Below are 13,784 nucleotides of genomic sequence, written 5' to 3' on the forward strand. Positions count from 1 at the left end.
GAAGCACATGAGCATCAGAGCTGAAGAAATTAGCGCACTGATAAAGCAACAAATCGAGAACTATCAGTCTGAAATCGAAGTTAGTGATGTTGGTACAGTTATCCAAGTTGGTGACGGTATCGCGCGTGCTCATGGTCTTGATAACGTTATGGCTGGTGAACTTGTAGAGTTCTCTAACGGCGTTATGGGACTAGCACAAAACTTAGAGGAAAACAACGTAGGTATTATCATTTTAGGACCTTACACAGAAATTCGTGAAGGTGACGAAGTTCGTCGTACTGGTCGCATCATGCAAGTACCGGTAGGAAAAGAACTAATTGGTCGTGTTGTAAACCCATTAGGTCAACCAGTTGATGGTTTAGGCCCAATCAATACAACAAACACTCGTCCAATTGAAAGTCCAGCACCAGGTGTAATGGATCGTAAATCTGTTCATGAGCCACTTCAAACAGGTATTAAAGCGATCGATGCTCTTGTACCAATTGGCCGTGGTCAACGTGAGTTAATCATTGGTGACCGTCAAACTGGTAAAACAGCAGTTGCACTTGATACAATCATTAACCAAAAAGATGAAGACATGATTTGTATCTACGTAGCAATTGGACAAAAAGAATCAACTGTACGTAACGTAGTAGAAACACTACGTAAGCACGGTGCATTAGAGTACACAATCGTTGTAACTGCATCTGCTTCTCAACCAGCTCCATTATTATACCTAGCTCCTTACGCTGGTGTAACAATGGGTGAAGAGTTCATGTACAATGGTAAACACGTATTAGTAGTATATGATGACTTATCAAAACAAGCAGCGGCTTACCGTGAGCTGTCATTACTATTACGTCGTCCTCCAGGTCGTGAAGCTTACCCAGGGGATGTATTCTACTTACATTCTCGCTTATTAGAGCGTGCAGCAAAATTAAGTGATGCAAAAGGCGGCGGTTCTTTAACTGCACTACCTTTCATCGAAACACAAGCAGGGGACGTATCAGCATACATCCCAACAAACGTAATTTCTATTACGGATGGACAAATCTTCTTACAATCTGACCTATTCTTCTCTGGCGTACGTCCAGCGATCGATGCGGGTACTTCTGTATCTCGTGTAGGTGGATCTGCTCAGATTAAAGCAATGAGTAAAGTATCAGGTACACTTCGTCTTGACCTTGCATCTTACCGTGAGTTAGAAGCGTTCGCTCAGTTCGGTTCTGACCTTGATAAAGCAACTCAAGCGAAATTAAACCGTGGTGCTCGTACTGTTGAGGTATTAAAACAAGGATTACACAAACCATTACGTGTAGAGAAACAAGTTATCATTCTTTACGCTTTAACACGTGGATTCCTAGATGATATCCCAGTAGTAGATATCACTCGTTTTGAAGAAGAATTCCATGCTTGGTTAGATTCTAATGCGACTGACTTATTAGAAGAAATCCGCACAACTAAGAAACTTGCGGATGACGACAAATTTGCAGCAGCAATCAATGGATTTAAAAAAGTATTTGTAGCTTCTGAATAATAAAAGCGGAAGCGGCTCGTTGTGAATGTGAGGGGGATGGAGCTTCTGACGAAGAGGCGGTGTTTGCCCTCGTAGGAAGAAGTGAAGCCACCGAGCATTCAAGCCGCTGGAGCTAGATAGTATATATAAAAGGCATCTCGGGCTCTGAGATTGCTAAAGGTCATGTAAAGGAAAAGAGTAGGTGCACCTATTCTTTTCCTTCAATCATGAGCAAGAATATCTTGCAACGTAGATTAGGAAGAGGATTCTTACTAATCGTGCCAACTTCCGGAAAAAAGGTGGTGAAAACCTGTGGCATCTTTACGCGATATAAAAGCGAAGATTAACTCGACAAAGAAAACGAGTCAAATTACGAAAGCGATGGAGATGGTATCTGCATCTAAGTTAAACCGTGCAGAGCAAAATGCTAAATCTTTCGTTCCGTATATGGAAAAGATTCAAGAAGTAGTAGCGAGCATTGCGCAAGGAAGCAAAGGGATTAATCATCCAATGCTAAATGCGCGTCCTGTAAAGCGTACAGGATACATCGTTATTACGTCTGATCGCGGACTAGCAGGTGGTTATAACAGTAACGTATTACGTACAGTAAGTAACGTAATTCGTGAACGTCATAATATGGATTCAAACCAATATTCTATTATTGTGCTTGGACGACTAGGACGTGATTATTTAAAACGTCGCGGCTTTAACATTATTGATGAAGTAGTTGGATTATCTGACCACCCATCATTTACTGATATTAAAGACCTTGCTTCTCGAGCAATTGCGATGTTTGCAGATGGTGCTTATGATGAGCTGTACATTTACTACAACCATTACGTAAGTAAAATTTCACAAGAGGTAACGGAAAATAAAATTTTACCGCTTACTGATGTGGCGTCTGACAAACCGACGACAGCTTATGAATTCGAACCTTCTGAAGAAGAAATTTTAAAAGTACTATTGCCACAATACGCAGAAAGCTTAGTGTACGGTGCATTACTAGACGGTAAAGCAAGTGAACACGCAGCGCGTATGACAGCAATGAAGAGTGCTACAGACAACGCAATGGAAGTTATCGATTCACTTACACTTTCATTCAACCGTGCGCGTCAGGCAGCGATTACGCAAGAAATTACGGAAATCGTTGGTGGAGCAGCAGCGTTAGAATAGTATTAAAAGGCGGAAGCGGTTCGTTCAGAATGAGAGGGGGATGGAGCTTTTGACGTAGAGGCGATTTGTGCCTCGTAGGAAAAAGCGAAGCCACCGAACATTCTAACCGCTGGAGCTAGATTCAATAAAAAGCGGAAGCGGCTCTGTCAAAAGAGTCGCGTAAGCTATAAACCAATAAAAAATTAAAAGCTAGCTGCTCGTAGAAAGTTGGCTAATTAAAAGAAAGCTAGGAGGGAACCCGATGAATAAAGGGCGCGTTACGCAAATCATGGGTCCGGTTGTAGACGTTAAGTTTGATGGCGGAAAGCTACCAGAAATCTACAACGCCCTTACGGTAAAACAAAGCAACGAAAACGGAAGTATTAACTTAACATTTGAAGTTGCACTTCATTTAGGTGATGATACAGTTCGTACAGTTGCAATGTCTTCCACAGATGGACTTGTTCGTGGCACAGAAGTAGAAGATACTGGTAAACCAATCTCTGTACCAGTTGGTGATGTAACACTTGGTCGCGTATTTAACGTATTAGGTGATGCAATTGACTTAGATGGTGAGGTTCCTGCAGATGTACATCGTGATCCAATTCACCGTCAAGCACCTGCATTCGAAGAATTATCTACTAAAGTAGAAATTCTTGAAACTGGTATTAAAGTAGTAGACTTACTTGCTCCTTACATTAAGGGTGGTAAGATCGGCCTATTCGGTGGTGCCGGCGTAGGTAAAACAGTATTAATTCAGGAATTAATTAACAACATCGCACAAGAGCACGGTGGTATCTCTGTATTCGCTGGTGTAGGTGAGCGTACTCGTGAGGGTAATGACTTATACCACGAAATGAGCGATTCTGGCGTAATCAAGAAAACTGCGATGGTATTCGGACAAATGAACGAGCCACCTGGAGCACGTCAACGTGTTGCATTAACAGGTTTAACAATGGCTGAGCATTTCCGTGATGAGCAAGGACAAGACGTACTTCTGTTCATCGATAACATCTTCCGTTTCACGCAAGCGGGTTCTGAAGTATCTGCCCTTCTTGGTCGTATGCCATCTGCGGTAGGTTACCAACCAACACTTGCAACAGAAATGGGTCAATTACAAGAGCGTATTACATCTACAAATAAAGGGTCTATCACGTCTATCCAAGCGGTATATGTACCAGCCGATGACTATACTGACCCAGCACCAGCTACAACGTTCGCTCACTTAGATGCAACAACAAACTTAGAGCGTCGTTTAACGCAAATGGGTATTTACCCAGCCGTAGATCCATTAGCATCTACATCTCGTGCACTTTCTCCAGAAATCGTAGGAGAAGAACATTATGAAGTAGCTCGTCAAGTACAGCAAACTTTACAACGTTATAAAGAGCTTCAAGATATCATCGCTATCTTAGGTATGGATGAGTTATCTGAAGAAGATAAGTTAGTTGTACATCGTGCTCGTCGTATTCAATTCTTCTTATCTCAAAACTTCCACGTAGCTGAGCAGTTTACAGGTCAAAAAGGTTCTTACGTACCTGTAAAGAATACAGTTAGTGGTTTCAAAGAAATTCTAGAAGGAAAATATGATGACCTTCCAGAAGATGCATTCCGCTTAGTAGGTGGCATTGAAGAAGTTATTGAAAACGCGAAGAAAATGATGGCGTAAGGCCTTAGGAGGGACGAAGTATGAAGACATTTCCAGTCAGTATTGTAACTCCTGATGGACCGGTTTACGAAAAAGAAGTAGAAATGGTAAGTGTAAAAGCAGAGAGTGGGGAAATGGGGATCTTACCAGGTCACATTCCAACTGTTGCACCATTAAAAATTAGTGCAGTTCGTCTGAAAAATGGTGGACATACTGATTATGTAGCAGTAAGCGGTGGCTTTATCGAAGTTCGTCCAGATAAAGTGACTGTATTATCATCATCTGCTGAAGAAGCAAACCATATCGATATCCATCGCGCAAATGAAGCGAAGCGTCGCGCTGAGCAACGTCTGCAAGATAAACAAGCGCATGTTGACTTTAAACGTGCAGAAATGGCATTACAACGTGCCGTGAACCGTTTAAACGTTTCCGATATGAAGTAAAAAAATCCGTAAGGGCTTTGCCTTTACGGATTTTTTTTGTGTATTTTATGGATAATTTTACAAAACTGGTATAATTATATTGATGCTTGTATAAGTAGAAGTGTACAACAATTTATATTTCATAAAGGGGATGAATCAATGATTGGTGAAATGAAGCGAGAAGCATTGTACTCTTTAAAGGGAAAATGGGGACTAGGTGTTGGATCAACAATTTTATATTTTATTTTAAGTTATGTCGTTTCGATGGCTGCAATGCTTATACTATTAATTCCAGGAATTATTATATTTCTCTCAGTTGCAAGCTTAACTGGATCATTTGAAGAGGAAACGATGTCAATTGGAGCAGGTATTACCTTTGGAATTTTTTATTGCATTATAATAATTTTGAGTAACGCATCGTATGGGATCACGTCATATGGTTATACAAATGTATTTTTACAGATTAGTAAACGAGAAGATGCTAAAGTAGATTACTTATTTGAAGGATTTCGTGGCTTTAAAAGAATGATGAAAACAATGTGGGCAATGCTTGCGATTTTGTTATATACAGGTACATGGATTCCGATGCTGTTAATAGGCTTATTTGCATTGTTAGGTGAAGAAGGGAATACGTCATTTGCAATAGCTTTCTTCGTACTATTAGCAATTTCAATTGTTGGTATGATTGTGATGTATTTTTCTTATGCACTGACGTACTATGTGATGATTGAAAATCCAGAATATAGTGTTTCGCAGGCGATGAAGGAAAGTAAGAATCTTATGAAGGGTCATAAGTTAGATTTGTTTCTTTTATGGCTGAGCTTCATAGGATGGGCTATTTTAGCGCTTCTTACTTTTGGAATAGGATTTCTTTGGTTTAGTCCGTATATGAGTACGACGACAGCACACTTTTATCGCTATATTTCAAAAGGTGAATTTCAATAGGAACATGCTATACTAATAGAATTATTGTGTATAGGAGGCGAGGCTACGCATGATTAGTGATTTAAAAGGAGAAGCACTAGATTCATTAGAAGGGAAATGGGGATTAGCTGTTGGAGCTACACTACTCATTTCAATTCTTATCACGGCTTTTAGTTTTAGTGTTGATTGGGGATTTTCTTTAATTTTCGGTTGGCAAAAAACAAACGGTTCACTTTCAACGAATATTCTTACATTTTTTGTTACTGGACCGTTAACTTTAGGTGGATATTACCTTGGTTTAAATATCCTTCGTGAAAAGCAAGCTAGTATTGGTAATATATTCATTTGGTTTTCAGAGGGAAAGAGATTTCTAAAATCATTTTTATTATATTTATTAGTAAATCTTTATCTTTTCTTATGGACGTTATTGTTCATTATTCCAGGTATTATTAAATCTTTTTCTTATGCGATGACATACTTTATTATAAACGATCATCCTGAGTATTCACTGAACCAAGCTATTACAGAAAGTCGTCGTATGATGGATGGACATAAGATGGAGTATTTCATTTTATGTTTAAGTTTTATTGGCTGGTTTATATTAAGTTGTATTACATTAGGAATTGGATTCCTGTGGTTAATTCCATATTTCTATACGACATCTGCAGCTTTTTACGAAGAGATCGCAGAAGAATATTATGAAAAAAATATTTAGCATTATAAAATCCCCAGTATGAATTATTTGTTCATACTGGGGGTTTTTTGTAGAAATTTTATAAACTGATTACTAGTAAGTGGTTTACTGAAATAGTAACCTTGCATATATTTACAGTTATGTTTTTGCAGAAACTTAAGCTGTTTTTCGGTTTCAATTCCTTCGGCAACGACTGAAAGATTTAAAGTATTTGCGAGGGAAAGTATTGTAGAAACGATGGCTCGTTCTTCAGGACGATGATCAGCTAATTGTGTAAATTCTCTCGGTACTTTTAATGTGTCGATTGGAAAAATTGATAAATAAGCAAGAGAAGAATACCCAGTACCGAAGTCATCAATGGAAGTTTGGATACCGTATTCTTTTAATTGCTTCAGTCTCAATAACGTTTCTTTCTCGTCAATCATTGCAATTCTTTCTGTTAACTCAAGTGTTACATATTTTGGATCGACTTGCACGTCGTTTAATATTTGTGAAATGTTTTCGATTAATTGATCTTGCCGGAATTCTTTTGCGGATAAATTAACACTTATTTTTAAATTTTGGTAGCCAAAGGTATGCCATATTTTTAATTGGAGACAAGCTTCTTGTAATACCCAATGTCCAAGTGGGACTACTTGTGGCGTCTCTTCTACAATTGGAATAAACTCACATGGTGAAATGTCACCTAATAGTGGGTGTTTCCAACGTATTAAAGCTTCAGCACCGATAATTTTATTTGTTGTCGTATCAATTTGTGGTTGATAAACGAGATAAAATTCTTTGTTTACTAAAGCGATTGGCAAATCTTTTTCAATTCGAGCTTTTCGTTCCATTTTTTTATATAGTTCTTTCGTGTAAAGAGAGCTACCGTTTTTTCCTTTATTCTTTGCTTCGTACATGGCCATATCAGCATGCTGCAAAATGGATAGCGCATCTTCACCTGCTTCAGGATATATTGCAATTCCGATGCTCGGTGAGATTTGTAAATGTTGATTTTCGATTTCAAATGGCTCATTCATGGCCGCTACAATCCTATCAGCTATTTTTTGGACATCTGGCTTTTTTTTGTAATTCTCGATAAGGATTGTGAACTCATCCCCAGCTAGCCGCGCGAGTTTCATATTTGATGTTGCTATTCTTTCGAGCCTTTTTGCTACTGCGATGAGCAATAGGTCTCCTACTCGATGACCGAGGGTATCATTAATAACTTTAAAACGGTCTAGGTCGAGAAACATAACAGCAAAAGGCTTTTTCGATATTTTTGCTCGCGCAATTGCCTGTTCTAAATGTTGATGAAATGCACGTCGATTTGCAAGCTCTGTTAAAGTATCATGGTATGCTAGGAAATTAATTTGTTCTTGTTGTTGTTTGCTTTCCGTAATATCTTTAATCATTAAATAAACCCCAGAAATTTTCTCCTTTAAAAAGATCGGTACGGCGGTAACGTGCAAGTAGTAAATATCTCTGTTTTTATGGTACGCCCGTATTTCTAAAGAGATAGAATCCCCCTTTTTCACGCGATGAAAGGCGTTAATCATTTCTTCTAAATCTTCTTCGTATATGAGTGAATAGTAAGGCTGGTTTAATAATTCATTCGTTTGATAACCGAGTAAAGTAGTACCAGCGTTATTTACTTTGAGAAAATTACCGTACAAATCTAATGTGAAGATTGGATCTGGATGATGCTCGTATAAAGATTTAAACATTTGTTGATTATGATAGAGTTCATTTTTCTGTTCTACTAAATCTTCTGTACGTAGTTTAATTTGTTTCTCGAGTTCTGAGTTGAATTGCATTTGAGCTAGCAATAAGATTTTATTTTGTTTTCGAACTAAACTATGACGTATGAGCACGAAAGAGAAAGTTATTATAAGTCCGATTACTATAATAGGCGCAAAAACGTATTCAACTAATATGAAAACAATAAGCATTACTACCGAAATATACGGTAATGATAATCGGATTGATTCACCAATTTTAGGTGTTAGTAGTACTTGTTCTTGTTTTTCAGGCTTTTTTGTATGGAGAATACAGGCGATTGCTACTAGTACTAAGGTTACTTGATAGAAAGGAGTAACTGTAAACATAGAATACTCTGGTATGAAGTATTTTATATACGCATAAATCGCATCTGTAGTAGCATATAAAATTAAAGCACTGCCAAGAAGTGCACCGACCTTTTTAGGTAATAAGGATAGTGGTTTGAATAAAAGGTTGATTCCTATTAAGAGAAAGAGTAAATCAGCCATTGGATAGGTAAGTTGAACAAATATGTCGATATAGGATGTTGTAAAGATATGAATAGTTCGTTCAATAAGTAAGTAGTAACTTAAAGTAAATTGGGCTGTAACGATAATACAAATATCACATAGCATAAAAAGTTTTTCTAATAAATCTCGGTTATAAATGATTTCGTATAGAAAGGCAAACGTAAAGCTAACTAAAAAAAGTAAGTAAAAAAAGTCAGATGGATCAGCGAACGTATAGAAGTCCTTTACAATTAAACGCTGATAGGCAACGACTATATCACCGATAAAATAAGAGAGAGCTCCAACAGATAATATGATCCAAAATAAACGAGATAGCCCTTCTTTCATGTTTGAAAAATAAAGTATATAACTACAAGCGATAATATCAATTAATAGGGTACTCGTTCCGATTAATAGCTGAAAAGAAAATGAGTATTCATATAGAAAAGGCATCGCTACATAGTGAAGCGTTATAGACAGCAATACAATGCTTATAAGAATACTTACATGTGTTTGTTTTTTCATTTATATCACCTACGGTTTCTTGAAAAGCATATATAAGTTTTATATTTATTTTGCACAATTATAGTAAGTTGTAAAGATAGATTTTAATAATTCTTGTTTCTGCCTCCCAACATATCGACATAGGAATTTGAAGTTTGCTATAATGATTAGAATAGTTGCATTATTTAGAAAAATTTAAAAATAATAATTACTGCAACTAGGACATATTGTTTACTATGTGAACTTGTTCTTAATTTAGGGGGGAGGGTTTCACAATGGCAAGTGTATATGAAAATAGTTATATGATCGTTTTGATTTTCTTGCTATTAGGTATATTGCTGCCGGTAGTGGCTCTTACATTAGGAAGGATGCTGCGCCCAAATAAACCAAGTGCAGCAAAGGCGACGACGTATGAGAGTGGAATTGAGCCTTTTCATGATGCAAATATTCGGTTTCATGCTCGTTATTATATTTTTGCTTTATTGTTTGTGATCTTTGATGTAGAAACTTTATTTTTATATCCTTGGGCTGTTGCGTATGACAAGCTAGGTTTATTTGCATTAATTGAAATGCTCATCTTTGTTGTAATGTTGCTAGTTGGATTAGCGTATGCTTGGAAAAAGAAGGTGTTACAATGGTTATAAATTTTGAGGAATTACATCCAAATGAGCGAGCAGAATTAGAACGAAATATCTTTTTTTCTACATTGGAACAGTTGAAAGGATGGGCGAGGAGCAATTCTTTATGGCCGATGACATTCGGACTGGCGTGCTGTGCAATTGAAATGATGGGAGTAGGCTCATCACATTATGATTTAGATCGATTTGGGTCATTTTTTCGGACTTCACCAAGGCAATCGGACGTCATGATTGTATCGGGAACGGTAACGAAGAAGATGGCTCCTATTGTTCGGCGCTTATATGATCAAATGCCCGAACCGAAATGGGTTATTGCGATGGGATCTTGTGCAACAGCAGGTGGTCCGTATGTAAATTCATATGCTGTTGTGAAAGGTGTAGACCAAATTGTACCAGTTGATGTGTATATTCCTGGTTGTCCCCCAAATCCAGCTGCTTTAATTTATGGAATTAATAAATTAAAAGAAAAAATTCGTTACGAAGCAAAGACCGGGAAGCAGGTGACGAATAAATGAGCAATCCAAATAAAGATTTAGAGGAGCTGAAAAAAGAAGCAGCTAGGCGTGCAAAAGAAGAAGCGAGAAAACGCCTTGTAGCGAAACACGAGGCGGAAATAAGTGAGCTTGAGGAAGAAGATCAAGAAAAAGAGAAAGCGCTACCAAAAAACGGTGATATTACTATAGAAGAAGCAAAAGCGGCAGCGTTAGCGAAGCAGAAAAGAGAAGGAACCGAAGAAGTGACGGAAGAAGAAAAAGCGAAAGCCAAGGCGAAGGCAGCAGCGGCTGCAAAAGCAAAAGCGGCGGCGTTAGCGAAGCAGAAAAGAGAAGGAATAGAAGAAGTAACGGAAGAAGAAAAAGCGAAAGCCAAGGCGAAGGCAGCAGCGGCTGCAAAAGCAAAAGCGGCGGCGTTAGCGAAGCAGAAAAGAGAAGGGACAGAAGAAGTAACGGAAGAAGAAAAAGCGAAAGCCAAGGCGAAGGCAGCAGCAGCTGCAAAAGCAAAAGCGGCAGCATTGGCGAAGCAGAAAAGAGAAGGAACCGAAGAAGTAACGGAAGAAGAAAAAGCGAAAGCCAAGGCGAAGGCAGCGGCAGCTGCCAAGGCAAAAGCGGCGGCGTTAGCGAAGCAGAAAAGAGAAGGAACCGAAGAAGTAACGGAAGAAGAAAAAGCGAAAGCCAAGGCGAAGGCAGCGGCAGCTGCCAAGGCAAAAGCGGCGGCGTTAGCGAAGCAGAAAAGAGAAGGAACCGAAGAAGTAACGGAAGAAGAAAAAGCGAAAGCCAAGGCGAAGGCGGTGGCAGCTGCCAAGGCAAAAGCGGCAGCATTGGCGAAGCAGAAAGCCTCGCAAGGTGATGGGGATTCGGGAGATGAAAAGGCAAAGGCAATTGCAGCGGCAAAAGCGAAAGCAGCAGCGGCTGCAAGAGCGAAGACAAAGGGGGCTGAAGGTAAGAAAGAGGATGAGCCGAAGCAGGAAGAACTGTCCGTAAATCAGCCGTATTTAAATCAGTATGTTGAGGCTATTAGGGAGAAGTTAGGAGAGGGTGCATTAGTAGATTCCTACATTAATAAACTGTCAAAGGATGTGCCAACTCTTGTGGTGGATCCCGAAAAATATTATGAAGTGATGGAGTCACTGCGATTCCATGAGGGACTTGCTTTTGATTATATGTCAGAGCTACATGCGACGGATTTTGTGACACATATGGAAGTGTATGTTCATTTGTTTTCATATAGTAAGAAACAATCGGTAGCGGTGAAGGTAAAGCTAGACCGGGAAACGCCGCAAGTCGAATCTGTGACAGCGCTTTGGAAAGGGGCTGACTGGCCGGAGCGAGAAGCATACGATTTGCTCGGCATTATATTTAAAGGGCATCCGAATTTAACACGTATTTTAATGCCAGAGGATTGGGTAGGATATCCGCTTAGAAAAGACTATGAACCGTATGATGTGGAGGTGTAGCTATGATCCGCACGGAAGAGATGCTTTTGAATGTAGGACCTCAGCATCCGAGTACACATGGTGTGTTCAGGCTCGTAATTAAGATTGACGGGGAAATTATTAAAGAAGCTACACCTGTTATTGGGTATTTACATCGCGGGACGGAAAAGATCGCTGAGAGCTTACAGTATACGCAAATTATCCCTTATACAGATCGAATGGACTATTTATCAGCTATGACGAATAATTACGTCATTTGCCATGCTGTAGAGACGATGATGGGGCTTGAAATTCCAGAGCGTGCCGAATACTTGCGAGTACTTGCGATGGAGCTAGGAAGAATTGCGAGCCATCTCGTTTGGTGGGGGACGAATCTTCTTGATATAGGAGCGGTTAGCCCGTTTTTGTACGCGTTTCGTGAACGAGAGATGATTATAAATTTATTAAATGAATTATGCGGGGCACGGCTTACTTTTAACTATATGAGAGTTGGTGGTGTGAAGTGGGATGCGCCAGATGGTTGGATTGAAAAGGTGGAAGAGTTTGTTCCGTATATGAGGGAGCAACTGGCAGGTTATCATGATCTTGTTAGCGGTAATGAGATTTTCTTAAATCGTGTGAAAGGCGTTGGTATATATAGCGCGGAAGAAGCGATTTCGTATTCTTTAAGCGGAGCAAATTTGCGGTGCACTGGAGTAAACTGGGATCTTCGCAAAGATGAGCCGTATTCGATTTATGATCGTTTTGATTTTGATATTCCTGTTGGAAGCGTGGGAGATGCTTGGGATCGCTACGTTTGCCGAATGCAAGAAATCGAGGAGTCTTTAAAGATTGTTGAGCAAGCGGTTCAGCAGTTCCCGAAAGATGGAGCTGTGCTGGCAAAAGTACCAAAAATTATTAAGGCACCTAAGGGAGAAGCATTTGTACGTATCGAATCGCCGCGCGGAGAGATTGGGTGTTATATCGCTAGTGACGGAAAGAAAGAGCCGTACCGTTTGAAGTTTCGTAGGCCATCTTTTTATAACTTGCAAATTTTACCGAAGTTATTGAAAGGTGAAAACATCGCTAATTTAATTACGATTTTAGGTGGAGTTGATATTGTACTTGGGGAGGTTGATGGCTAATGATTGAGACGCTCTTACAATCACCTTCAAGCTGGACGAATTTCTTCATTTTTTTCGGATTAGCGGTACTTCTACTATTTGCAGTCCTTGGCTTCGTTACATATGGAATCTTGGCAGAACGGAAAGTGATGGGGTTTATGCAAGGGCGGATTGGCCCAAACCAGGTTGGAGGCCGATTTGGTTTACTGCAAACGGTAGCTGATGTTTTAAAACTATTATTGAAAGAAGATAGTATTCCGAAAGCAGCAGATAAACCGCTGTTTATATTAGCACCTGTCATTGCATTTGCACCAGCATTTATGGTGCTTGCAGTTATCCCGTTCACTGATAAATTTCAATTTGCAGATATTGGAGTCGGGTTACTTTATTATATCGCTGTTTCCGGTATTACGACGATAGGTGTTGTAACTGGGGGATGGGCATCGAATAATAAATATTCCCTTTTAGGAGGGATGCGTGCGGCGGCGCAAATGATTTCTTATGAGATTCCGCTCGTAATGAGTGTAATTGGTATCGTTTTGCTAGCTGGTAGCCTGAATTTAAATGAGATTGTAGCGGCGCAGGAGAAGGTTTGGTACATTTTCGTACAGCCAATTGGCTTCGTCGTTTTCTTAATCGCAGCAGTTGCAGAGTTAAATAGAACGCCATTCGATTTGCCAGAAGCGGAGTCAGAACTTGTTTCTGGATATCATACGGAATACTCAGGTTTTCGCTGGGCGTTTTTCATGCTTTCAGAGTACGTATATTTCTTCGGGATGGCATCGTTAATTACAGTGCTCTTTTTAGGCGGATGGAATCCAGTCATGTTTCTTGGATTTATCCCAGGTGCCGTATGGTTTGCTTTGAAATTTAGCAGTGTAGTCTTTCTATTAATTTGGTTCCGCGTTACGTTCCCGCGTATAAGAGGTGACCAGTTAATGGAGTTTGGTTGGAAAGTATTATTGCCGATTGCACTTGCAAATATTTTCTTAACGGCATTGATTAAGGAGTTATTCTTCTAATCT

12 protein-coding genes are annotated in these 13,784 nt (G+C 39.4%); 11 read left to right on the plus strand and 1 reads right to left on the minus strand.

The genetic code is table 11. The features are described from left to right. Positions 1-7 precede the first annotated feature (7 nt). From atpA to B9A45_RS02695, 6 genes are all read left to right on the plus strand, one after another. Entirely contained in the window at positions 8-1,516 is a 1,509-nt protein-coding gene (gene atpA / locus B9A45_RS02670; RefSeq protein ID WP_000027518.1) for a F0F1 ATP synthase subunit alpha, read from the plus strand. A gap of 291 nt (positions 1,517-1,807) precedes the next feature. After that, positions 1,808-2,668: a F0F1 ATP synthase subunit gamma gene (gene atpG / locus B9A45_RS02675; protein WP_000157696.1), complete on the plus strand. Its 861-nt coding sequence runs from the start codon at positions 1,808-1,810 to the stop codon at positions 2,666-2,668. 241 nt (positions 2,669-2,909) lie between these two features. Further along, positions 2,910-4,316: a F0F1 ATP synthase subunit beta gene (gene atpD / locus B9A45_RS02680; protein ID WP_001032593.1), complete on the plus strand. Its 1,407-nt coding sequence runs from the start codon at positions 2,910-2,912 to the stop codon at positions 4,314-4,316. A 20-nt stretch (positions 4,317-4,336) separates the two neighbouring features. Continuing rightward, positions 4,337-4,738, plus strand: a complete 402-nt coding sequence (gene atpC, locus B9A45_RS02685) for a F0F1 ATP synthase subunit epsilon (RefSeq protein WP_000847211.1) — start codon at positions 4,337-4,339, stop codon at positions 4,736-4,738. 138 nt (positions 4,739-4,876) lie between these two features. After that, a complete protein-coding gene (locus B9A45_RS02690) occupies positions 4,877-5,662 on the plus strand; it encodes a DUF975 family protein (RefSeq protein WP_000578829.1) in 786 nt (261 codons plus the stop codon). A gap of 49 nt (positions 5,663-5,711) precedes the next feature. Continuing rightward, complete coding sequence (locus tag B9A45_RS02695; protein WP_000622463.1) at positions 5,712-6,356, plus strand: DUF975 family protein; 645 nt, start codon at positions 5,712-5,714, stop codon at positions 6,354-6,356. A gap of 23 nt (positions 6,357-6,379) precedes the next feature. On the opposite strand, the gene B9A45_RS02700 is transcribed toward B9A45_RS02695, so the two are convergent. Further along, positions 6,380-9,109 (minus strand): EAL domain-containing protein, encoded by a 2,730-nt coding sequence (locus tag B9A45_RS02700; protein WP_084063838.1) that lies wholly within the window; start codon positions 9,107-9,109, stop codon positions 6,380-6,382. Positions 9,110-9,363: 254 nt separating this feature from the next. Here B9A45_RS02700 and nuoA point away from each other — a divergent pair, with 254 nt between their 5' ends. The 5 genes from nuoA to nuoH are packed head-to-tail and all read left to right on the plus strand — an operon-like array spanning position 9,364 to position 13,781. Next, entirely contained in the window at positions 9,364-9,732 is a 369-nt protein-coding gene (nuoA, locus tag B9A45_RS02705; RefSeq protein ID WP_000179273.1) for an NADH-quinone oxidoreductase subunit NuoA, read from the plus strand. Continuing rightward, the gene (gene nuoB, locus B9A45_RS02710; RefSeq protein ID WP_000236331.1) at positions 9,723-10,241 is read left to right on the plus strand and encodes an NADH-quinone oxidoreductase subunit NuoB; all 519 of its coding nucleotides are present in this window, start codon (positions 9,723-9,725) and stop codon (positions 10,239-10,241) included. Before nuoA ends, nuoB begins: the two co-directional genes overlap by 10 nt. Beyond that, positions 10,238-11,677: an NADH-quinone oxidoreductase subunit C gene (locus B9A45_RS02715; protein WP_084063839.1), complete on the plus strand. Its 1,440-nt coding sequence runs from the start codon at positions 10,238-10,240 to the stop codon at positions 11,675-11,677. The genes nuoB and B9A45_RS02715 overlap by 4 nt, the downstream gene beginning before the upstream one ends. Before the next feature lie 2 nt (positions 11,678-11,679). Next, positions 11,680-12,780, plus strand: coding sequence for an NADH-quinone oxidoreductase subunit NuoD (gene nuoD / locus B9A45_RS02720; RefSeq protein WP_000621434.1), 1,101 nt, complete (start codon positions 11,680-11,682; stop codon positions 12,778-12,780). Beyond that, positions 12,780-13,781, plus strand: a complete 1,002-nt coding sequence (gene nuoH, locus B9A45_RS02725) for an NADH-quinone oxidoreductase subunit NuoH (RefSeq protein ID WP_000573426.1) — start codon at positions 12,780-12,782, stop codon at positions 13,779-13,781. Before nuoD ends, nuoH begins: the two co-directional genes overlap by 1 nt. Positions 13,782-13,784 lie beyond the last annotated feature (3 nt).

Origin of the sequence: Bacillus sp. JKS001846 (assembly GCF_900176455.1) — a bacterium.
Lineage (GTDB): Bacteria > Bacillota > Bacilli > Bacillales > Bacillaceae_G > Bacillus_A > Bacillus_A cereus.